Here is a 22197-nt window from a genome sequence, read left to right on the forward strand (position 1 = left end):
ATCGGGAGTTTTCAGATTTTTTTCTAGAACAGCTTGACGATGATTTTGCCATTCGATATAATGACATATGGACAGTGTTGTTTTTTGATGTATAGTCAATTGGCGAAACGGTTACTTTTAATGCTCGGAGGGAGGGGAATTATAATGTCAAAAACAGTCGTTCGTAAAAACGAATCTCTTGATGATGCTCTTCGTCGCTTTAAACGTTCCGTGTCAAAAGCGGGTACTTTGCAAGAATCTCGCAAGCGTGAATTCTACGAAAAACCAAGCGTGAAGCGTAAGAAAAAATCTGAAGCAGCTAGAAAACGTAAAAAATTCTAGTACTTTTGAGGAGCTGATAGCGTGTCACTACTGAATACGCTGAATGATGACATGAAAACGGCGATGAAGGCGAAAGACAAGGAGTCCTTAACTGTAATTCGCATGTTAAAAGCATCTATTCAAAATGAACAAATCAAAGTTGGCCATGAATTAAATGACGAAGAAGAATTGACTGTTTTAGCTCGTGAGATGAAACAGCGCCGTGATTCTTTGGCAGAATTTGAAAAGGCTGATCGCGATGACTTAGTCACAAAAGTTCAAGGTGAAATTGCTGTCGTGGAAAAATACATGCCGACCCAGCTGTCGGAAGCAGAAATCCGCGAGATTGTTCAAGGAGCGATTGCCAAAACCGGAGCCACTTCTAAAAGTGAATTTGGTAAAGTGATGGGGGCTGTGATGCCTGCTGTCAAAGGCAAAGCTGACGGCAATCAAGTCAATGCCATCGTAAAAGAGCTTTTAGCTGATTAATATTTTTTGAAAATTGAACTGTAGTTGGTTTTCCTGAGGGAAATCGGCTACAGTTTTTTGTTTGTAAAAAAACAAAAACTAATTTTCTGACTGGAACAAATTCTTTCCTGGGACAGTCACTTTACATAGTGTGCCTAATTTTTCCTTTTACTGATAGTATGGTAAAATACAATGAATGAAATACTGAAGGAGTGCGCAGCTTTTGCCAGATAACGAAACAACCTCAATTGAAATAAAATTGACGGAAACAGATGACGCCAGTGCTTTACTCGGTGCCCATGACAAACATATTAAATTTTTAGAAGATAACACCCACACAGAAATTCGTTCACGGGGTGAAATTATTCAAGTGATTGGAGACGCTGAAGAAGCAGAATTAGTGGTCTCTGTTATCAAAATGCTGCAGGCTTTAATTGCCCGTGGTATCAAAATTAATACACCAGATGTGGTGACCGCTTTAAAGATGGCCCGCAACGGTAATTTAGAGTACTTAACAGATATGTATAGCGAAGAAATTGTCAAAGATCGCAACGGCAAAGCTATCCGGATTAAAAATCTTGGCCAAAAACGTTATCTTGAAGCGGTGAAGCATCATGATGTTGTCTTCGGCATTGGACCAGCCGGCACAGGTAAAACTTTCTTGGCTGTTGTGATGGCGATTGCTGCTTTGAAAAAAGGTGAAGTACAACGGATTATCTTGACACGTCCGGCAGTCGAAGCCGGTGAAAATCTTGGCTTCTTACCAGGAGATTTAAAGGAAAAAGTTGCCCCTTATTTACGGCCGGTCTACGATGCTCTTTATCAAATTTTTGGTAGAGATCACACGAATCGCTTAATGGAGCGGGGCGTGATTGAAATTGCGCCGTTAGCTTATATGCGGGGACGGACTTTAGATGATGCCTTTGTTATTTTAGATGAGGCGCAAAATACTACTATCGCCCAAATGAAAATGTTTTTGACCCGTTTAGGTTTTAATTCAAAAATGATTATTAATGGCGATACGTCGCAGGTCGATTTACCTCGGGGCGTGACTAGTGGCCTAATGCATGCAGAACGAACTTTACGAAATATCAAAAAAATTGATTTTATCAATTTTGATTCCAGCGATGTAGTCCGCCACCCAGTAGTAGCGGAAATTATTGATGCCTATGAAAAGGATTCTTTACGGAGCGACACTTAATTTTGAATTGGGAGGAAAGAAATGCTCAGTAAATGGCTCACACAGTTTAGAGATGTTTTAGGGAAGTTCTTTTTCCCTGTAATTTTTGGTGTTTTTGGCTTAGCGGTTTTTGGGATTATTTTTTCCAGCGTGCAACAGCAATCTGTCGATTACCAAGAAGGACAAGTGGCTGAGGAAAATATCCGAGCGAATAAGACAGTTGAAAACACGACGGCCACCAATCAGCGGAAACAATTGGCTGCTGAAGCGGTGACACCGGAATACACTTATCAAGAAGATTTGATGACTGAACAAGTTGATACAGTCACCCAGTTATTTTCGTTAATTATTCAAACAAATACCGAAATCGACCAACAGTATCAAAAAGAAAAAGCTGCGGCTGCTGAAGGGGAAACCATCCCGCAGCCAACGATTGACGAACGAGTGGCGGCCTTAAAAACCAAATTTGAGTCCGCCACAGATGACCAACTGACTTTTTATCAAGATTTGCCTTCTCGTTTTTATGAAAGTATTTTTGCTATGACCAGCGATGAAATTCTGACAGTTCGTGACCAAGCGGTTGAAAGTATCGAAGGAGCCATGAATTCACGAATTCGTGACGATGATGTGGATGCGACTAGAGAAGAGGCTATCAGCCAGTTAACTTATTTGGATATCACTACCAGTCAACAGCAAGCCATTACTTATTTAATCAATGAAGGTATTGTCGCCAATGAATTTTTAAATGAGCGACGGACTGAGCAACTGCAGGCAGAAGCCGAAGCGGCGGTTCAACCGGTAATCATTTATCAAGGGGAAATTATTGTTCGTGAAGGTAATCAAATTGATACCGAAGCGATTGAAAAGCTTGATTTATTGGGGATGACCAGCTCTTCGACTTCGATTTTCCCAATCATTGCCTTGGCGATGGGGATTTTATTGCAAATTATTGTGCTGGTTTATTTTAGTCGCCAACTGGCAGAGCCCGTCAAAACGAATTTTATTATTTTCTATTCCTTTACGATGCTGATGAGCGTCTTGATGATTAAATTGTTCCAACTGTTTGACACGGGGGATTTGACTTATATTCCGCTGTTTTTCCCAGCGAGTTTTACACCGTTGTTGATGAGTTTCTTCTTTAATCGACGGGCGGGAATTATCAGCGCCATTTTCCAAGTGATTTTTACTCTTCTGATTTATTATGATTCTGCTGGCACCAACAGTTTAACAATTGTTTTGCTATTTTATGCCTTCAGTGGTCTTTTAGGTACTGTTGTCAAACGGACTCGAGTTTCTGAACAAGGCTTGCCTGCAACTATCTGGCTAATTGTTTTTCCAATGCTTTTAATGTTGACTCTAGTTGTCTACCAAGGGATGAGTTTTACTGAAGGGGCGACTTGGATGACGCTTTCTTGTGCTTTTTTCAGTTGTGCCTTAGCTTATTTATTATCAGTTGGTCTGCATCCTTACATCGAACAGTTATTTACAGATGACAGCGCAATTGTCTTAAATGATTTGAGCAATCCGAATCATCCGTTGTTGAAACAATTATTAGAAGAAGCACCGGGAACTTATCATCACAGTATGATGGTGGCTAATCTTTCGGCCAATGCCGTTGCTGAAATCGGTGGCCGCAGTTTGTTGACTCGAGTAGCTTGTTATTATCATGATATCGGGAAAATTAAACACGCTAACTTTTTCGTGGAAAATTTACCAGAAGGGGCCGAAAATCCCCATAATTTCCTATTGCCAGAAGACAGCTGCCAAATTATTTTTGGGCATGTTATTGACGGAGTTAGAATTTTAACAGAAGCTAAGATGCCGCAAATGATTATTGATATTTGCCAGCAGCATCACGGTACGACATTAATGAGCTATTTTTATATGAAGGCTGAGGAAAGAAATCCGGATGTTAAAGAAGCGGATTTCCGCTATCCTGGTCCCCGACCACAAACGAAAGAAGCCGGTGTAGTAAATATTGCCGACAGCTGTGAAGCAGCGGTGCGGGCGATGGATAATCCCACCAATGAAAAAATTCGTGAGTTTGTTCATAATTTGATTGAAACACGTATTAGTGATGGACAATTGGATGAAAGTGGCCTGACTTTAGGTGAAATTCGCATGGTGGAACAATCCTTAATCAATGGTTTAGCCAGCACCTTCCATTCTCGGATTAAATATCCGAAAATGCGTTCAGAAGCTGAAAAGATGAAAGAAGAACAAGAAAGAAGAGCAGAGTAAATGGATATTACCTTTATCGATGAAACAGCAGCGGTCACTCCTGAAAAAGTTCAGGAGATTGATGACCTGTTGCAGTTTGCGGCCGACTTTTTAAAATTGCCAGACAATACCGAAATGTCTGTGACCTTTATGGACAATGCTGCCATTCAAATTATCAATCGGGATTATAGAGGCAAAGATGCTCCTACGGATGTCATTAGTTTTGCCCTTGAGGAAGAAGGAGCCGATGAAATTCCGGTAGTCTTTGACGATGAAGAGTTGGCTGATTTTCCGAGGATGCTTGGCGATATCATGATTTCAACTGAAAGAGCCAAAGAGCAAGCCGCCGAATACGGTCACACGTATGATCGCGAGCTAGGCTTTTTGGCGGTTCATGGATTTTTGCACATCAATGGCTATGATCATATGACGCCTGAGGACGAAAAGGAAATGTTTGGTTTACAGAAAGAGATACTGGATGCCTATGGACTTAAAAGATAAGCAAGTAACTAAAAAAGGCCCAGCAAAAAAAGCTGAACAGGATGCCTTAAAGGTCTTTGATCCAGCCACGAAAAATTTGCCGGCTAACGATTCTGATGAGCCCAACATTAAAAAAAATCGCCAATTTATTTCTTCGTTAGAATTTGCGCTTCAAGGAATTCGTACTGTTTACAAAGAAGAAGCGAATATGCGCAAGCATACTTTATTAGGCACCTTAGCGATTTTAGCGGGAATTATTTTTCGGCTAAATGCTAGCGAGTGGCGTTGGCTGCTGCTGGTCATTTTTCTGGTAATCATTGTTGAAATAATTAATACGGCCTTTGAAAATGTGGTGGACATGGTTACGGATTTTCATTTTCATCCCATCGGAAAACGAATCAAAGATATGGCCGCCGGTGCAGTGTTAATTACGGCAAGCTTTGCAGTGATTGTCGGGGCCTTTATTTTCCTGCCAAAAATTTGGCAGCTTTTGCAAGCATGGTTCTTCTAAATTAATTTTATCTTGAAAGGATTTATCTATGTCTGAACATAAATCAGGATTTATTGCAATCATCGGCCGGCCCAACGTCGGCAAATCTACCCTCTTAAATCGCATCGTCGGTCAAAAAATTGCGATTATGAGTGACAAGGCGCAAACTACCCGTAATAAAATTCAAGGGGTTTATACAACACCAGATGTCCAATTGATTTTTATTGATACACCGGGAATCCACAAGCCAAAAAGTCGTCTCGGTGATTTTATGGTGGAGACCGCCTACAGTGCATTGAGGGAAGTCGATGCCATTTTATTTATGGTGAGTGCAGATCAAAAGCGGGGCAAAGGGGACGATATGATTATCGAGCGCCTGCGCCAAACAAAAGCGCCCGTCTTTTTAGTAATTAATAAGATTGATAAAATTCATCCGGATGAATTATTGGCGATTATTGATGATTATGCCAAGCAAATGGACTTCACTGAAGTAGTGCCGATTTCTGCGACTGAGGGCAATAACTTTGATAACCTGATGGCAGCCTTAATCAGCCATATGCCAGAAGGTCCTCAGTATTTTCCAGATGATCAGGTGACCGATCATCCAGAATATTTTATTGTCTCTGAATTAATTCGCGAAAAAGTTTTGTTTATGACCCGCGATGAAGTGCCCCATTCTGTAGCTGTGGTGATTGATTCCATGAAGCGAAATGAAAACGACAAGGTCCATATCCAAGCGACAATTATCGTTGAGCGGGATAGTCAAAAGGGAATTATTATCGGTAAAGGTGGCAAGATGCTGAAAAATATCGGTACTCAGGCCCGCAAAGATATTGAAAATCTTCTAGGCGACAAAGTTTTCCTAGAGCTTTGGGTAAAGGTCCAAAAAGATTGGCGGGATAAACAAACCTACCTGCAGGATTATGGTTACCGCAAGGATGAGTATTAAAATAACGAGTATCAAAATAAAGGTGAGAGTGACAGCTGCTGTTGCTCTTTTTTCTTGAGGAGGTGTTCAGATGGCAATTGCAGAATCCAAAGGCTTGATTCTTTTTGCCAGAGATTACAAGGAAAAGGATAAGCTGGTGAAAATTTTTACGGAATCAGCTGGGAAGATGATGTTTTATGTCAAAGGGGCCCATCGGCAAAACAATCCTCTGACACCGGCGATTCAACCCTTTACCGAGGCAGTCTATATCGGTCAATTCAAAAGCGACGGATTGTCTTTTTTAAACAGTGTCAAAGAAGTCCGCGCCTTTCGCAAAATCCGAGAAGATATTTTTATCAGCGCATATGGCACCTATATTTTAAGTTTGGTGGATGCGGCGATTGATGATCGAGTTTATGATCCAAACTTGTATCGTTTTTTGGAACAGTCCTTATCGATGCTGGAGGAAGGCTATGATCCAGAAATCATCACCAATATTTTTGAAATTCAGCTGCTCCATCGTTTTGGGATTTCACTGATTTGGGACCATTGTGTTATCTGCGGTCAAACCCAAGGCAAATTTGATTTTTCTTCGGCTTATAATGGTGTCCTTTGTGAAAAGCACTGGTACAAAGATGAGCGGCGTTATCATGCTGATCCTCGAGCGGTTCATTTTGCCCGGATGTTTTCCGCAATTGATGTTAAACAGATTGAAAATATTTCAATCAAAGCAGAGACTAAGGCGGCCATCAGGCAATTGCTAGACCAGCTTTACGAGGAATATGTCGGCATTCATTTAAAGAGTAAAAAGTTTATCGACCAGATGAAAAGCTGGGAGGATCTGCTGAAAATTCCTGAGAGAAAGCCAGCGGAAATGTCTTCAGAATTAGCACAAGATGTAAGTGCCGATGCAATTGAAAAGGACGAGGATTCACCAGAGTCTTAAGTGCTGACTTGCTTGAAAAAATTTTTTTTTGCAGAAAGAAGTTTGACTTTTCTTTTGTTTCAGACTATCATATAGCTAATCGAATCATACGTTTGAGCAAGCACAGTAAAAAATAGCGCAGTCAAAGCGAATCTGAGGCAGTGGAAGTCAGATACCAGCAATTTTTGAAGGGGCACTTGCAAGTATACTTAAATGAAGCTGCCGGAGATTTCCGGAAGTAGGGTGGAACCGCGAACTTATTCGTCCCTATGTCGTCTTAGTGATGGCATAGGGCTTTTTTGTTTTATTTTTTAAAATCGAAGGGAGTTTGACAGATGTCAAAAAAATTAACGATTCAAGAAATGATTTTAACCTTGCAAAAATTTTGGTCAGACAACGGCTGCCTATTAATGCAGGCCTATGATACAGAAAAAGGGGCCGGAACCATGAGCCCCTACACTTTTTTAAGAGCGATTGGACCTGAGCCGTGGAATGCAGCTTACGTGGAGCCTTCCCGCCGCCCTGCTGATGGCCGTTACGGTGAAAATCCTAACCGTTTGTATCAGCATCATCAGTTTCAAGTAGTGATGAAACCTTCACCAGAAAATATTCAAGAGTTGTATTTGGAAAGCTTACAACTTTTAGGCATTAATCCGTTGGAACATGACATTCGTTTTGTTGAGGATAACTGGGAAAATCCTTCAATGGGTTGTGCTGGTCTTGGTTGGGAAGTCTGGTTAGACGGTATGGAAATTACCCAATTTACTTATTTCCAACAAGTCGGCGGCCTACCTTGTAAACCAGTCACCTCAGAAATTACTTATGGTTTAGAACGTTTAGCTTCTTATATTCAAGAAGTCGAAAGCGTTTATGATTTGGAATGGTCGGCAGGCGTAAAGTACGGAGAAATTTTCAAACAGCCGGAATATGAACATTCAAAATATTCCTTTGAAATTAGTGACCAAGACTTACTTTTAGGCAACTTTGAACGCTTTGAAAAAGAAGCGAAGCGCTGTATTGCTGATAACTTAGTTCATCCGGCATATGATTATATTTTAAAATGCAGCCACACATTTAATTTATTAGATGCACGAGGAGCCGTTTCAGTTACTGAACGAGCTGGTTATCTGGCCCGCATTCGCAATATGGCCAAAGCGGTTGCCAAAATTTTCGTAGCGGAGCGGGAAAAATTAGGCTATCCATTATTAGACCGAAAAAAAGCTGAGGCTTTATTAGCGGCAAAGGGGGATAAATAAAATGACAGACTTTTTATTAGAGGTCGGCTTAGAAGAAATGCCGGCTCATGTGGTGACACCAAGTATCCAACAACTGCAAGCAAAAGTCACAACCTTTCTCGATGACAATCGCTTAAATTACGATTCTGTTTTAGCCTATGGCACCCCTCGTCGTTTGACTGTCAAAGTCCTCGGTCTGCCGGAAAAACAAGAGGACATCGAAGAAGAAGTCAAAGGTCCAGCCAAAAAAATTGCCCAAGATGCTGAGGGCAACTGGTCAAAAGCTGCCGAAGGATTTGTCCGTGGTCAAGGACTGACCACGGATGCTATCACCTTTAAAGAAATTAAAGGAGTGGAGTATGTTCACGTCACAAAACAGCTGGCCGGCAAGACAACCAAAGAAGTCCTGAGCGACTTGGCACCGGTTATTTTGAGTTTGACTTTCCCGGTGACAATGCATTGGGCAGATTATGATTTAGCTTATATTCGCCCTATCCACTGGTTGATTGCGTTGTTAGGAGAAGAAGTAGTACCCTTCAAGATTTTAGATATTGAAACTGGCAAAACAACTCGAGGACACCGTTTCTTGGGGGAAAACGTCACGATTAAGCATGTTGACGAATACGAAGAAAAACTTGCGGAACAATTTGTCATTGTTGATTCAACGAAACGCAAAAATTTAATTCGCCAACAAATTCAAGCGTTAGCTGAAAAAAATAATTTTGTGGTTGAGCTGGATGAAGATTTACTAGAAGAGGTCAATAATTTGGTGGAATATCCCACCGCTTTTGTCGGCAACTTCGCTGAAAAATATTTGGCTGTTCCAGAAGAGGTTCTGGTAACCTCGATGAAAGAACATCAACGATATTTTGATGTACGGAATCAAGATAATCAGCTATTGCCGCATTTTATCTCTGTGCGTAACGGTGACAGTGTAAAAATTGATAATGTGATTCACGGCAATGAAAAAGTTTTAGTTGCCCGTTTAGAGGACGCTGAATTTTTCTACAATGAAGATAAAAAATTAACGATTGCCAGCTGTGTAGAGAAATTAAAACAAGTCACCTTCCACGAAAAAATCGGTAGCATTTACGAAAAAATGCAACGAGTAGCGTTAATCGCCCAACTTTTAGGTAAACAAGTTGGCTTATCAGCAGAAGAATTAGCAGATTTACAACGATCTTCTGAAATTTATAAATTTGATTTAGTCACCAATATGGTGGGTGAGTTTCCTGAATTGCAGGGTATCATGGGAGAAAAATATGCCTTGTTACAGGGGGAAAAACCTGCTGTTGCGACAGCTATACGGGAACACTATCTGCCAATCAGCAGTGAAGGCGAGCTGCCTAAAACGGCTGTCGGGGCAGTTTTAGCTGTGGCTGACAAATTGGATAGCATCTTCAGTTTCTTTGCAGTCGGTATGATTCCAAGTGGTTCTAATGATCCATATGCTTTACGCCGACAAGCATACGGTGTGGTGCGGATTGTCGAAGCACAGGGTTGGAGCTTTCCATTGGTTGATTTACAAGCAGCCGCTGATCAGGCGATTAATGCGGACAAGCAAAAATTTGGTTTGTCATTAATCGATGGTCAAAAGGAAGCTGTCGACTTTATCAAAGGCCGTGTGCGCCAGTTCTTGTTAACAAAAGATGTGCGTCATGATGTGATTGATGCAGTTTTAGGTGCGAATCAAGCCGATTTAACCCGCTTATTTGGTTCAGCGAAAATTTTGAAGGAACATATGCAAGATGTTGATTTCCGACCAGCAATTGAAGCATTAACTCGGGTCTTAAATCTTGCCAATAAAGCGGAAGCTGCCGAGTTGACCGAAGTAAGTCCAGACTTATTTGAAAATGGCGCAGAGGATGATTTATTCCAAGCTGTTCAACAGGCCAAAGAAAAATTCTCAAATCAAACAATGGCGGAAAATTATGAAACATTGCGAAATTTACGACCATTAATTGAAACTTATTTTGACCAGACGATGGTCATGGCAGAAGATCCAGCTGTCCGCCGCAACCGATTAAATCAACTAGCACAAATTGCTGAGATGACTTTAGCATTAGGAAGTCTTGATAAATTAGTTGTGAAATAGATTCAGGAACTACCCTTGAGCTGCTCTTTTAAAAGGGCAGCTTTTTTATGTAATCATTTTTTTGAAAGAGTTTTCGCAAGACTTTTTTTAGCATCTAAGTATACTAGAGCTATCAAATGAAAAGGAAGTGGCGAGATGATTCATTTAAAAGATGTACAGGCGGCTTTGGCTGGCGGCGGCAAGCAGGCTAATCTACACAGTGAAAAGGGCAGCTACACATTGCGCTTTGGTGAGGATGCCAATACTGTGGAGGTGCTCAGTCCAGAAGGAGAAGTTATCGATACCTTCCACGGTAATTATGCGTTAGAAAATGCCGAGGATGTTCTCAATCACAAAAACCAAAGTGGCGCTGCCGATTTTATTACGACTCTAATCAATGATTATGAAGCGCAGCGTTGGCAATAAATAAGCAAATTTTAGAAAAGAAAATCCAATAAGGGTTTTCTTTTTTTATACCATTAATCTTTAAGGAAAGCGCCCTCAGCTAAATTAGAAACTGATATAATAAGGAGAACCCTGTAAAGTTTTTAAGGGAGTGGAAAAGGGGAAGGCTTATGTTAAAGCTAACAGATGTGCGGAAAGCATATAAGACAGTTGATTTTACGCAAACTGCTTTAGACGGTGTCTCAGTGGCTTTTCGGGATAACGAATTTGCGGCGATTTTGGGACCGTCTGGCTCAGGTAAAACAACTTTGTTAAATATTATCGGTGGTCTCGATCACTACGATGACGGTGATTTAGAAATTGACGGCATTTCTACTAAACAATATAAAGATTCAGACTGGGATACTTATCGTAACAATCGGATTGGCTTTGTTTTTCAAAGCTATAATTTAATTCCCCATCAAACCGTTTTAGCCAATGTCGAATTGGCTTTAACGCTAAGCGGAGTTTCCCGCAGTCAGCGGGAGGAGAGAGCAAAAAAAGCGTTGGCGGATGTCGGTCTGGCAGATCATATTCGCAAGCTTCCAAGCCAACTAAGTGGTGGACAAATGCAGCGGGTAGCGATTGCCCGAGCATTAATTAATGATCCGGAAATTTTATTAGCCGACGAACCAACAGGAGCGTTAGATACGACCACCAGTGAACAGGTGATGGACTTATTAACGAAAATTGCCAAAGACCGTCTGGTGATAATGGTGACCCATAATAATGAATTGGCGGAAGATTATGCCAATCGAATTATTGAACTTAAAGATGGGCAAATTCAAACCGACACCAATCCCTTTGATCCTGAAAAAGAAGAACAGCGGAGTGGGCGAGCGGCTAGAAAAGTCAGCATGTCATTTTTCACAGCAGTGGCTTTGTCTTTAAGCAATTTACTGACAAAAAAAGGCCGTACCTTCGTGATTTCCTTAGCTGGTTCAATAGGAATTATCGGCATTGCTGCTATTTTGGCATTGGCAAGCGGCATCAATGCATATATCAAAAATACTGAAGAAGAAACGATGAGCATTTATCCTTTGACCATTCAAGAAACCGGTCTAGATTTTTCCAGTTTTCTAGGGGATGGCGATGAGGCTGCAGAGGTAACGGTTGATTCAACGGCTGAAAGCAGTACAGAAGCTTCAAGTGAAGGACTGCGGGAACAAAAAATTGTCGAGACCCTATTCAACTACCGCAGTCAAAATGATTTAGCTTCGTTAAAAACCTATTTGGATGACCATCAAAGTCAGCTTACAGACTATGTAAAAAATGTGCAATATATTTACAATATCACGCCGCAGATTTATTTAGCAGATACGCAAGCTGGGGTCAATCAAGTCAATCCGGATACTCTATTAAATAGTTTTCTCGGTACCAGCAGCAATCTCAGTTCAATGTTTGGTTTTGGCTCAGGCTCTGGTATGAATGTGTTTCATGAAATGCCAGGCGAGATTGACATGTTCAGCGACCAATATGAAGTGCGAGCCGGTCGCTGGCCCCAAGCGGCAGATGAAGCTGTTTTAGTTGTCGGTCGTAACGATCAGATTTCCGATTACATTTTATATACGTTAGGTTTGCGAAATCGTGATGAATTGAAACGAATGCTGGAAATTTTTGCCAACGAACCAGACGCTGATATCGATATTGAAGAGGCGGGTCCTTTTGACTATCAGGATTTAATGGCGGCAAAATTAAAAGTCGTTAATCCTGCTGCCCGCTATGTTCACGATGAAACCTACAATATTTGGCTGGACCGTTCGGAAAATGCCGACTACATGAAGGAGCTACTTAATGACAGCATGGATTTAAAAATTGTCGGGGTTGTCAGAGCCCAGCAAGATGCCAGCGCAACTTCTTTGTCGATGGGCATCAATTACATGCCTGAGCTGATTACTCAATTGATGGAGGATGCAGCCAAAGAACCTATTATCAAACAACAGATGGCTAATCCTGAAGTCAATGTTTTTTCCGGCAAGACCTTTGTTGAAGAAAATGAGGAGAGTCAAAATGCGGCTATAGAATTTAGCGACTTTATTACGGTGGATGAAAGTAAAATTCAGGAGGCCTTCAATATTGATAGCTCCAAAATTAATTTAGATTTTTCTAACTTAGGGGCTTTTTCCGTTGATTTAAATAGTATTGCGGCACCCCAAATTGATTTAAATCAGTTGACCCAATCGCTGGAGGGACAGATTTCGATTCCGACAGATCAGCTGACAGGGGTGATTGTGACTGTTTTACAAAATTTTTTAGCAGAGGAAATTGCCAATGGTGTGACGGACTTTGAACAAATGGCTCAAGCCTTACCGGCCTATTTAGCTCGGGAAGATGTTCAGAGCACGATTACTGAAAACCTGAATCAAATTTTAGATGTCAGCCAATTGAACAACCAAATTAATACGGCTCTGCAAAGTTATATCCAAACGACTTTATCCAGTTATGTGACACAGGTGATGAGTAGTTTGCAGACACAGCTGACCACGCAGATTCAAAACCAGACGGCAAATCTACTGGCGCAATTGCCTCAGCAAATCCAAAATGCTATTTCGATTGACCAAACGGCGATTGCTTCAGCCTTTCAGTTGAACATGTCAGAAGACGACATTTTAGAATTAATGAACACAATTATGAATCCAATTCAAAGTACCTATGAGCAAAATTTGCAGCGTCTTGGCTATGCCGATCCGACAGCACCAGCTCAAATCAATCTGTATTCTCTGGATTTTAATGCCAAAGCTGAAGTCGAAAACTTTTTGCAAACTTATAACCGTCAGGTGGAGGCGGATGGCGAGAAAGAAAAAGTTATTCGATACACCGATTTAGTCGGGACGATGATGTCTTCTGTGACAGATATTGTAGATACAATTAGCTATGCATTGGTGGCTTTTGTTTCGATTTCATTAGTTGTTTCCTCAATTATGATTGGTGTGATTACTTATATTTCTGTATTAGAACGGAAAAAAGAAATCGGCATCTTGCGGGCAATTGGTGCCAGTAAACGGGATATTCGGCGGGTCTTTAATGCCGAAACGCTGATCATCGGCTTTATTGCTGGATTAATTGGTGTGACGGTCACTTATCTTTTAAGCATCGGCGCCAATCTGATTGTCTATGAGCGTATGGGTATTGAAAATATTGCCCAGTTGCCGATTGAAGCCGCGCTGATTTTAATCGGCATCAGTATGTTGCTGGCTTTTATCTCCGGATTATTCCCATCATCAGCGGCTGCCCGCAAAGATCCGGTGGAGGCTTTAAGAAGCGAATAGCGCACCTTTCAAGACTACCAAAAAAATACTGTTCAGACCTTGCTACTTCTGAGCTGGCGTTGGATTTTTCCATCATCAACAGAAAAAGTTGAGGTCTGATTTTTTACGCTGAAAAATTATTTTTTGTTTGAAAAAACAATGTTATACTTTTTTTGTAAAGCAATTGCTGGAAAATCAAAATAATTATTTAATATTTGAATAATGGGGTGGGGAAATGGCAGTTTTTGGCATTGATTTGGGCACGTCCAATAGTCTAATCAGTTTTTGGGATGGAGAAAAAGTACAAATTGTCCCTAATCAGCACGGCGAAGTTTTAACGCCTTCTGTTGTCAGCATTGATGAAAACGGGGAAGTCTTGGTGGGTGCGATTGCAAAAGAGCGCTTGATTACCCATCCGACGCAGACAGCCGCAGCCTTTAAACGATTTATCGGGACGCAAAAAAAATATCTGCTGGGGGAAAAAGAATTTAGCCCCGTCGAGCTATCGGCTTTAATCCTGCGCTCATTAAAGGCTTCAGCGGAGGCCTATTTGCATGAACCCTGTGAAGAAGCAATTATTTCTGTGCCGGCCTATTTTAATAATATTCAGCGGGAAGCCACGATGGAGGCTGCAAAATTAGCTCATCTCAATATCAAGCAGCTAATAAGTGAGCCAACAGCGGCAGCAGTAGCTTATGGCCAGCAGACGACAGATAAAATGATTTTAGTTTTGGATTTAGGCGGCGGCACCTTTGATGTTTCTCTGCTAGATTTATTTGATGGCATCATGCAGGTAGAGGCGATTTCAGGAGATAATTATTTAGGCGGTGAGGATTTTACTGAGCTGTTGATTAAAGATTTTCTGCAGGGCCATCCAAATTTAGCTTTAACACCAACAGAGCGAGGCGTTCTTTATCGCCGCATGGAAGCAGGAAAAAAATTACTCAGCAGTAACAGCGATTTTTCTACTGTCTTTCAATTCGGTGAAGAAGAATATATTTACCAGCAAACGCCAGCTGGTTTTCAAAAACTCTCAGAGCATTTGTTCAATCGCTTAAACTTGCCGATTATGCGGGTCTTAAAGGACGGCGGTATTAAGTTAAGTGATTTGGATCAGGTTATTTTAGTTGGCGGTGCCACCCGCAGTGATATGGTGCGGCAATATTTTGCCAAAATTTTGAAGCAGTTTCCCTTTAGTGAAATTAATCCCGATGAAGTTGTTTCTATAGGAGCCGCTATACATGGTGGAATAAAAAATCAAACCTTTAAAGAAGAGCTGATTTTAACAGACGTTAGCGCTCATTCCTTAGGCGTTGAGACTTCCCAGCAGACGGCAACCGGCTATCTCCATGATATTTTCTTTCCAATCATTGAAAGAAATACCACGATACCCGTTAGCATTCAACATCCTTTTGGTACCTTGAGGGAAAACCAAAAGACCATTCGTTTTGGAATTTATCAAGGGGAGAGTCCCAAAGCCAGTGAAAATTTGAAAATCGGCGAGCTAACGATTCCTTTACCAAAAGGGACGAGGGAGGACTATTTAGTGACTTGCCGTTTTACTTATGACAACAATGGTGTTTTAGAGGTTGTCGCTCAAGATCCAGCAACCGGTCGAGAAGTCACGACAGTGATTGAACAAAATCCTGGAAAACTTAGCGAAGCTGACATTCAAAAATCGTTGGAAAAATTTACCCAACTCAAAATTTTGCCACAGGACAAAGCAGAAAATCGTTTGCTAGTAGCTCGACTCGAGCGCTGGTATAGCGAAAGTTTAGGTGATGAGCGCCATTTTGTTCAGCAGATGCTGCTGGACTTTAACAGCGCCTTGATGGGGCAAAATCCGACCACTATTCGCAATCTTTATCGTAAAATCAGCAAAATTGTCGAAGAGTGGGAAGGAAGAAGTTTTCTATGACCGGCTGTAAAGATTGCTGGCAAATTCTTGAGATTGCCGCTACCACAGACGAGCGAGCTATCAAGAAAGCTTATGCAAAAAAATTAAAAGCAATCAACGTCGAGGAAAATCCGGATGAGTTTCAAGAGCTTAAAGCCGCTTTTGACGCTGCCCGCACGTATAACCCGACTGAAGAACTCGGTGAAGAATTTATCAACGAGTCTGATGAAATAATCGGGTTTACTGTTGAGAATTTTGAAGAACCTGACAATGCTGCCAACATTTCTTTGAGTGAGTTTGAAAATTTTCAAGTCGCGTTTCGAAGGTTTAAAGGCAATGAAAATTATTATCATGAGGTTATTTTTTGGCAAGTTTTTATTAAAGAAACTATGCCTCAGGAATTAGCCGCGATATCAAAAGTTCTCGAGTATTTAAGAAAATTTTTAGCAAGCGAATACTTGGTCTTATCGTCACCCGTTAGAAGATTTTTATTGAACCTGTGTCAAGATGTATCCGAAAAAAAGAACAAGCAGGCTGAACTTCAATGGAAGCAGGCTATTCTACATTTTCCTGATTTTGATTTCTCTTTTTATGCTGAGATACCTAAAAGTCAGCGATATTTATATGTTAAAAATCGCAGCCAGATTTATCTGCTATTTTCAGAAGAAAATCGGCTGGCTGAGATTGCTCAACTACTAACTGAGTGCCGAGAAATTTATGCTTGTGACTATCTATTAGAGGTCTATCAATGCTATTTATTACTTTTTGAAGACCACAGCTTTTTTAAAAAAAGTACATTTGATAAATTCTATCATCATTTAAAAAACTTGCCGGATTTTCCCGGCCGTAGACTAATTGTCGACTACATTCGCTACCATCATCACGGGGCAGCTCAAGATGTCAGCCGTCAGGAACGAGAAAAACAAACGAGAGCTTTTTTTCAGCCAGTTGTAGAGGAGCTACCAAAAACTATTTATGAACTTATTTTAGGCAGTGTTGCTTTTGAGAGTGATGACCGTCAGCGGGCAATTGCCTATCTTACACCCTTTAAAGATTATGACCCACCAGTCTTAACCAAATATGAATTAGCTTATTTAGAAGGCGGCAAACACCTTACAGGAGTTAGTGAACGAATACTACCAGAACAGTTTAAAAAAGGTCATCCCCTCCTGTTCTTTGGTGTACTCCTTCTTCTGTTCGTTATTTTTTGGTTTCTATAAAATAAAGAAATGGAGCAAAATTGTGGCGACACTTAATGAGTACCAACCAAAAGAAATTTTTCCTAACTTGATTCAAACGGTTGAAAAATATTTTTTTGAGTATAATAAACAAGAAATCTTTAAGCATTCCTGTGAAGTGGCAGAAACTGCTAAAGCTATTGCCGCAGACTTTAATTTGAATCCTACAGCCGCCTTTGAAACGGGGCTACTCCACGATATAAGCGGTGTGATTCCAAATGAAAAGAGACTTCAGATTGAAAACGCACTTGGTTATACTATTCACCCAGCAGAAAAGACTTTGCCGATGCTGCTCCATCAAAAACAATCCAGTTATTTAGCAGAAGCTTATTTTAATATAAGCAATCCTGCAACACTCAGTGCAATTGCTTGCCATACCACCTTGAAACCTTCAGCAACTCCATTTGATAAATGTCTTTTTATCGCAGATAAAATCAAGTGGGATCGTCCGCAGCCGGCACCTTATTTGACTGAGCTTGAAGCGGCTCTTAAAAATTCCTTAGATGCTGCTTGCATAGTTTATCTAGACTGGCTTTATGCAAATGATCTGAAAATTGAACATCCGTGGCTCAAGGCCGCTAAAGAAGAATTGATAAAAGCCTAAAAGAATAGCTAGCTTTCTGCGAATCTAAAAATGCAGAGAGCTAGCTGTTTTTTATAAAATAATTGCCAGTAAAATTGGGATATAAAACAGGTAAATCAGAACACTCCAGGTCATGCTACTGGCAGCGAACTCTGTATCGCCACCGTAGCTGCGGGCTAAAATCGGTACAGAATTTTGCACTGGCATGGAAGACTGCACAATGAAAACAGAGAGCATCAATGCTGGCACTTGGATAAAATGCCCTAACAAAATAACTAGTAAAGGAGAGATAACAAAACGGCCGATTAAAACGCCAAAGGTATCTTTAGTGAGACGAATATTTTTAATGCCGGTGAAGAAAATAATAATTCCAATAAAAAACATCGATAGCGGAGTCGTTAAATTACCCAGATAACTAAAAAAGGTCGTCGCCATTTGCGGTACCGGCCATTCTAAGAAAATCCAGAGTAAGCCAATCAGAAACCCCATTAACGGTGGCGTGAAAATCTTTTTTAAAGCGGCTGTCGGATGAAAAGAAACCGTTGCTGTTTCGATTTGTGGATTGTCTTTGGCAATCATAAACACTCCGATTGTCCAAAAAATTGTCGTGTTGACAATGTAATAAAGTAAAACATAAGGTACTGAGGCTTCTCCAAAAATAGCCAGATTGATCGGCAAACCAATAAAAATTGTATTGGAGCAGGTGAACATTGTCGAAAATGTTCCAAAGTGTTTTTTCTCAACCTTCATTATTTTGGCATAAAGCAAGCTAAAGCCGTAGGTAAGAAGCATTGAAAAAATCGGAATCACCATCCCCGAAAATAGATGTAGGAACTCTTCTCGGGAAAAACTACTCGTAATATTTAAAAACATATTGCAGGGGAGTCCGATATTTAAAATCAATTTAGAAAAGACATCCGCCGTTTGATTGTTAAACCATTGTTTATAAGACAAGAGATAGCCGATAAACATCAAAGCAAAAATAATCAAGATATTAACATATGCACTAACCAAAATTTTCAACCCTTTTCTACCAAACTGATTTTAGTTTAGCGGAAAATGAGGAGGGAGACAAGGGAAAACCAATTTTTAGCTGACGAATGGAAACTGAAGAAGGCTCCAAGAGTTCAATGCCGGATTTACCAAAATTGATATTTTAATTCAAAAAAAGCGCCGAAGACAGTAAGTCAACGACGCTTTTACAGTTTGCGTATGAATATAGTTTTTTACTTCCGCTGCTGCTTGCCAGCATTTCTGCCACGGCCATTCTTATCACTAGTGCCTGCATTGCGATTTTGAATCGGTTCTGCTGGTGTTGGCGTGACATCTTTTCTAGGTGTGACAACTTGTTTTGGCGGATTTTTCTTTAATTCTTCCTGAATTTGCGCTTTGATTTTTGGTCGCATCATTACATTGGTGATAAAAGATTGGATACAACTAAAGACCCCACCGACTACCCAGTACAATGTAACGCCGGCTGGAGCGCTGATAGACATAAAACCAATCATTAAAGGTGAAACAATCATCATTGAACGCATGGTTTTCTTTTGTTCTTCCGGCAAGCCAATCATCGAGATAAAGCTTTGGGCTAGATAAGAAAGGCCAGCAATCGCCGCTAAGACGTAACTAACGTCACCTAAATTAATACCGAAGAAAACAGAGCCGCTAATGCCCTCTGTATAACGCGCCGCAAAATATAGCGCAGAGAAAATTGGCATTTGAATAAGCAATGGCAAACAGCCGATGCCGCCAAACATACTCATGTTGTTGGCTTTGTATAATTCCTGCATTTCACGATTGGCTTCTAATTGTTCTTCTTGAGAAGTTGCCGCTTTAACTTTTGCGTTAATGGCATCCATTTGTGGTTTGATTGCTTGCATTTTTTCAGATTGAATCAATGATTTACGGGATTGATTGATTCCTAATGGCATGATGATAATTCGCACGATAATCGTGATAAAAATTACCGCCCAACCAAAGCCCCAGCCAAAATCATTGGCTAAGTATTGCATCAAGCTGCCCATCGGACGGACTAAGAAGCGATAAATTATACCGCTTGTATCGGGATTTCCATTTGAGTCTGTGCCGACACAGCCAGACAAAGCAAGTAGTAAAGTGACCATCCCGGAGCCAAGTAAGACATTTTTAATTCGATTCATTAGTTTCTTCCTCTACCTTAAATTTCACACTTTTTAACTATACTAAAAAAGTCGCCTGATTTCAATTCAACATTAAAAAATCAGGCGAAAGTCTTAGGTTTTTCTAAGAGTAGAAAAGGTGCAGGTTTTAATCTGATTTAAAACCTGAATTCGATTAATTAAACTATCAATTTTAATTGATGCAAACGGCGGACATTTTTCTATTCTTGACTAGTCTCCTAAAGAAGGAGGTAGAAACAAGCCGTCAAATTTGTATATTGAGCTGATTGCTGCTTTATACATTAGATAGCAGACCGTTGGATATATGACACGAATGCCTCGTTCCTTCAAGTCGGCTAATTTCTTTTCAAATTTTAAAGAATTTTTTATGCCAATACAGTTGAGGCGTAAGGTTACATCATACCCAAACTTAATTCCATCAACAGCACTGAAAGCTACACAAGAATTGCCATCCACTCCCACAATTTCAATCTGAGAAATATTGTTCTTGTTGAGGAGATTTATTAATTCGGCATTTGAGAAGGCACTTGGTTTTTCTTTATAAAAAATTTTGTCGGAAACGATCTTTAGAGTTTCAACAAAATCATAGGTTGTTGGCTCACTTCTTAGTTTTCTAACATTTTTAATGTAGATGACTAGCTCGTCATTTTCTGCAGCTTGCAGGATACTTCCGTTTATATCAGACATGAGAATCGACTCATATTGAGCCATGTATTCTTTTTGAACATCTATGACAATCAATGCTTTCATTTGCATGTTCCTTACGCTTCATCGTAATTTGCTTGATTTACGCTAACCTTTACAAATAATTTTACTGAGTATCAGCGCTATTAAGTGTTTGTTTTGATACAAATAATCTAAAGTAGTTGCCTTGATAGCATGTTGAATAAAATTTCCAAAAATAAAGACTGCTTACACCTAAAAACTATCGATAAGAAACATTAAATTTCTTTCCTTCTTTCAACTCAGGGGCTTCTTCCACGGTCATTTCAGAAACCTTGCCACTAGGGGAGGGGGAAGCTTTTAAGCGTTGCAAAAAAAGCTTCATCACAGCATCGTCTGCCACGGCTTCGATTGAAACGGAGCCGTCATCTTCGTTCCAAACGGCACCGGTCACGCCTAATTCATCGGCGACCATTTTGGTGGTATAGCGAAAGCCGACACCTTGCACACGACCTTTAATATTAATTTTTAATTTTTTCAAGGGGCACCTCTTTCTTAAAAAAGTTTTCTTGTTTCTATTATGAAAAAAAAGACTGTCGATTTCAAGTTTTTTAAAGGTAGGTCAGAAAATAATCTGCTTTTTTCTGGCAGGCCACTCATGCTATAATAACGCGAGGTGACGTTCATGAAGGAAATTTTATCCACTAAGAATACTTGGATTAAAGAATTAAAAAAATATCAAAAGAAAAAAGTGCGCCAAGCAGAAGGGAAATATCTGCTGGAGGGTTTTCATTTGATTGAAGAGGCCCAGAAAAATCAACAGGAAATATCTGCAGTTTTAGTCAATCAGCGGGGCCTGCAGGAATGGCAGGCTTGGCTAGCTGAATTCCCTACTGAGAAACTTTATTTTGTCAGTGATTCTGTGATGAATAGTCTATCAGAATTACCTACGCCTCAAGGAATCTTAGCGGTGATGGAATTAAAAAATAATCAGACCAATGATTTTAGCGGGCGCTGGTTATTATTGGCAGAGGTGCAAGATCCTGGTAATGTCGGCACAATGATTCGCACCGCCGACGCTGCTGGTTTTTCTGGAGTGATTTTAGGCGAAGGCACCGCTGATATATATAGCACTAAAGTTTTACGAAGTATGCAGGGGAGCAATTTTCATCTGCCGATTATTGAAAAACCAATTTTGGAAGCCATTGAGCTGTTTAAGTCAGCGGGTAGTCCTGTCTATGGGACGGAATTGAATGAGGCGGCTATCAGTATAACCGAGGTTAAGCCTTTAGAAAATGTGGCGTTAATCATGGGCAATGAGGGACAGGGTCTTCCTCAAGAAATCTTAAGTCAAACCAATCAAAATATTTATATTCCGATTTTGGGTCAAGCGGAATCCTTAAACGTAGCGGTCGCAGCCGGCATTTTAATGTATGCCTTAGCGCTGAAAAATTAATTTTTGTGAAAAGACTGTTGAAATAAAGTTGTAAAAAAATTTCAACTACAAGCTGAATTTTTACTGATTTAAAGCTCTTTACAAAAAGTTTAGTTCTATTTGCAGATTGATTTTCTTTACATTTTTCTTAAAAAGATTAAGGAATCTTAACAATCAAGACCGTTAGAAGTAATTTCATTGGGGGCGTGCTATACTGAATAAGTATTAGA

At 40.3% G+C, this 22197-nt stretch carries 20 protein-coding genes; 16 read left to right on the forward strand and 4 right to left on the reverse strand.

The genetic code is table 11. From position 1 onward, the window contains the following. Nucleotides 1-144 precede the first annotated feature (144 nt). The 15 genes from rpsU (at nt 145) to ORH16_RS12005 (ending at nt 17731) form a co-directional block, all read left to right on the forward strand. On the forward strand, nt 145-321 hold the full coding sequence (gene rpsU / locus ORH16_RS11935; protein WP_002356740.1) for a 30S ribosomal protein S21: 177 nt from the start codon (nt 145-147) through the stop codon (nt 319-321). Nucleotides 322-342: 21 nt separating this feature from the next. Continuing rightward, nucleotides 343-789, forward strand: a complete 447-nt coding sequence (locus ORH16_RS11940; protein ID WP_265459065.1) for a GatB/YqeY domain-containing protein — start codon at nt 343-345, stop codon at nt 787-789. Between the two features lie 202 nt (nt 790-991). After that, nucleotides 992-1969 (forward strand): PhoH family protein, encoded by a 978-nt coding sequence (locus ORH16_RS11945; protein ID WP_265459066.1) that lies wholly within the window; start codon nt 992-994, stop codon nt 1967-1969. A 21-nt stretch (nt 1970-1990) separates the two neighbouring features. Continuing rightward, nucleotides 1991-4189 (forward strand): HD family phosphohydrolase, encoded by a 2199-nt coding sequence (locus tag ORH16_RS11950; protein ID WP_265459067.1) that lies wholly within the window; start codon nt 1991-1993, stop codon nt 4187-4189. Then, a complete protein-coding gene (gene ybeY, locus ORH16_RS11955) occupies nt 4190-4669 on the forward strand; it encodes an rRNA maturation RNase YbeY (RefSeq protein ID WP_265459068.1) in 480 nt (159 codons plus the stop codon). After that, nucleotides 4653-5159, forward strand: a complete 507-nt coding sequence (locus ORH16_RS11960; protein ID WP_416207860.1) for a diacylglycerol kinase family protein — start codon at nt 4653-4655, stop codon at nt 5157-5159. The genes ybeY and ORH16_RS11960 overlap by 17 nt, the downstream gene beginning before the upstream one ends. Before the next feature lie 28 nt (nt 5160-5187). Continuing rightward, nucleotides 5188-6087, forward strand: coding sequence for a GTPase Era (gene era / locus ORH16_RS11965; RefSeq protein ID WP_265459069.1), 900 nt, complete (start codon nt 5188-5190; stop codon nt 6085-6087). Between the two features lie 70 nt (nt 6088-6157). After that, on the forward strand, nt 6158-7012 hold the full coding sequence (recO, locus tag ORH16_RS11970) for a DNA repair protein RecO (RefSeq protein WP_265459070.1): 855 nt from the start codon (nt 6158-6160) through the stop codon (nt 7010-7012). A gap of 314 nt (nt 7013-7326) precedes the next feature. Beyond that, nucleotides 7327-8247, forward strand: a complete 921-nt coding sequence (gene glyQ, locus ORH16_RS11975) for a glycine--tRNA ligase subunit alpha (protein WP_265459071.1) — start codon at nt 7327-7329, stop codon at nt 8245-8247. A gap of 1 nt (nt 8248) precedes the next feature. Then, the gene (gene glyS / locus ORH16_RS11980) at nt 8249-10321 is read left to right on the forward strand and encodes a glycine--tRNA ligase subunit beta (protein WP_265459072.1); all 2073 of its coding nucleotides are present in this window, start codon (nt 8249-8251) and stop codon (nt 10319-10321) included. A gap of 135 nt (nt 10322-10456) precedes the next feature. Then, nucleotides 10457-10726: a hypothetical protein gene (locus tag ORH16_RS11985; RefSeq protein ID WP_265459073.1), complete on the forward strand. Its 270-nt coding sequence runs from the start codon at nt 10457-10459 to the stop codon at nt 10724-10726. Nucleotides 10727-10875: 149 nt separating this feature from the next. After that, entirely contained in the window at nt 10876-14013 is a 3138-nt protein-coding gene (locus ORH16_RS11990; protein ID WP_265459074.1) for an ABC transporter ATP-binding protein/permease, read from the forward strand. A gap of 214 nt (nt 14014-14227) precedes the next feature. Next, nucleotides 14228-15910, forward strand: a complete 1683-nt coding sequence (locus tag ORH16_RS11995) for an Hsp70 family protein (protein WP_265459075.1) — start codon at nt 14228-14230, stop codon at nt 15908-15910. Then, entirely contained in the window at nt 15907-17109 is a 1203-nt protein-coding gene (locus tag ORH16_RS12000) for a hypothetical protein (protein ID WP_265459076.1), read from the forward strand. Before ORH16_RS11995 ends, ORH16_RS12000 begins: the two co-directional genes overlap by 4 nt. 67 nt (nt 17110-17176) lie before the next feature. Further along, nucleotides 17177-17731 (forward strand): HD domain-containing protein, encoded by a 555-nt coding sequence (locus tag ORH16_RS12005; protein ID WP_265459077.1) that lies wholly within the window; start codon nt 17177-17179, stop codon nt 17729-17731. 51 nt (nt 17732-17782) lie between these two features. Here ORH16_RS12005 and ORH16_RS12010 read toward each other — a convergent pair whose 3' ends face one another. From ORH16_RS12010 to ORH16_RS12025, 4 genes are all read right to left on the reverse strand, one after another. Beyond that, a complete protein-coding gene (locus tag ORH16_RS12010) occupies nt 17783-18724 on the reverse strand; it encodes an AEC family transporter (RefSeq protein ID WP_265459078.1) in 942 nt (313 codons plus the stop codon). 212 nt (nt 18725-18936) lie between these two features. Next, on the reverse strand, nt 18937-19869 hold the full coding sequence (gene yidC, locus ORH16_RS12015; RefSeq protein WP_265459079.1) for a membrane protein insertase YidC: 933 nt from the start codon (nt 19867-19869) through the stop codon (nt 18937-18939). A gap of 210 nt (nt 19870-20079) precedes the next feature. Beyond that, nucleotides 20080-20619 carry an isochorismatase family protein gene (locus ORH16_RS12020; protein WP_265459080.1) on the reverse strand — a complete coding sequence of 180 codons (540 nt, stop codon included), beginning with the start codon at nt 20617-20619 and terminating at the stop codon, nt 20080-20082. A 175-nt stretch (nt 20620-20794) separates the two neighbouring features. Then, nucleotides 20795-21073 carry an acylphosphatase gene (locus ORH16_RS12025; protein WP_265459081.1) on the reverse strand — a complete coding sequence of 93 codons (279 nt, stop codon included), beginning with the start codon at nt 21071-21073 and terminating at the stop codon, nt 20795-20797. 144 nt (nt 21074-21217) lie between these two features. Between ORH16_RS12025 and ORH16_RS12030 the strand changes: the two genes are divergently transcribed. After that, nucleotides 21218-21988, forward strand: a complete 771-nt coding sequence (locus ORH16_RS12030) for a TrmH family RNA methyltransferase (RefSeq protein ID WP_265459082.1) — start codon at nt 21218-21220, stop codon at nt 21986-21988. Nucleotides 21989-22197: the final 209 nt, after the last annotated feature.

Source organism: Enterococcus sp. HY326 (genome assembly GCF_026157065.1).
In the GTDB taxonomy this organism is placed as follows: Bacteria; Bacillota; Bacilli; order Lactobacillales; family Enterococcaceae; genus HY326.

What these genes read in the sequence shown, in the direction of transcription:
- rpsU (WP_002356740.1), top strand. Translation starts at nt 145, where the DNA reads ATGTCAAAAACAGTCGTTCGTAAAAACGAATCTCTTGATGATGCTCTT.
- ORH16_RS12020 (WP_265459080.1), bottom strand. Translation starts at nt 20,619, where the DNA reads ATGAAAGCATTGATTGTCATAGATGTTCAAAAAGAATACATGGCTCAA.
- glyS (WP_265459072.1), top strand. Translation starts at nt 8,249, where the DNA reads ATGACAGACTTTTTATTAGAGGTCGGCTTAGAAGAAATGCCGGCTCAT.
- ORH16_RS12030 (WP_265459082.1), top strand. Translation starts at nt 21,218, where the DNA reads ATGAAGGAAATTTTATCCACTAAGAATACTTGGATTAAAGAATTAAAA.
- ybeY (WP_265459068.1), top strand. Translation starts at nt 4,190, where the DNA reads ATGGATATTACCTTTATCGATGAAACAGCAGCGGTCACTCCTGAAAAA.
- era (WP_265459069.1), top strand. Translation starts at nt 5,188, where the DNA reads ATGTCTGAACATAAATCAGGATTTATTGCAATCATCGGCCGGCCCAAC.
- ORH16_RS11960 (WP_416207860.1), top strand. Translation starts at nt 4,653, where the DNA reads ATGGACTTAAAAGATAAGCAAGTAACTAAAAAAGGCCCAGCAAAAAAA.
- yidC (WP_265459079.1), bottom strand. Translation starts at nt 19,869, where the DNA reads ATGAATCGAATTAAAAATGTCTTACTTGGCTCCGGGATGGTCACTTTA.
- ORH16_RS11950 (WP_265459067.1), top strand. Translation starts at nt 1,991, where the DNA reads ATGCTCAGTAAATGGCTCACACAGTTTAGAGATGTTTTAGGGAAGTTC.
- ORH16_RS11995 (WP_265459075.1), top strand. Translation starts at nt 14,228, where the DNA reads ATGGCAGTTTTTGGCATTGATTTGGGCACGTCCAATAGTCTAATCAGT.
- ORH16_RS11990 (WP_265459074.1), top strand. Translation starts at nt 10,876, where the DNA reads ATGTTAAAGCTAACAGATGTGCGGAAAGCATATAAGACAGTTGATTTT.
- glyQ (WP_265459071.1), top strand. Translation starts at nt 7,327, where the DNA reads ATGTCAAAAAAATTAACGATTCAAGAAATGATTTTAACCTTGCAAAAA.
- ORH16_RS12000 (WP_265459076.1), top strand. Translation starts at nt 15,907, where the DNA reads ATGACCGGCTGTAAAGATTGCTGGCAAATTCTTGAGATTGCCGCTACC.
- recO (WP_265459070.1), top strand. Translation starts at nt 6,158, where the DNA reads ATGGCAATTGCAGAATCCAAAGGCTTGATTCTTTTTGCCAGAGATTAC.
- ORH16_RS11985 (WP_265459073.1), top strand. Translation starts at nt 10,457, where the DNA reads ATGATTCATTTAAAAGATGTACAGGCGGCTTTGGCTGGCGGCGGCAAG.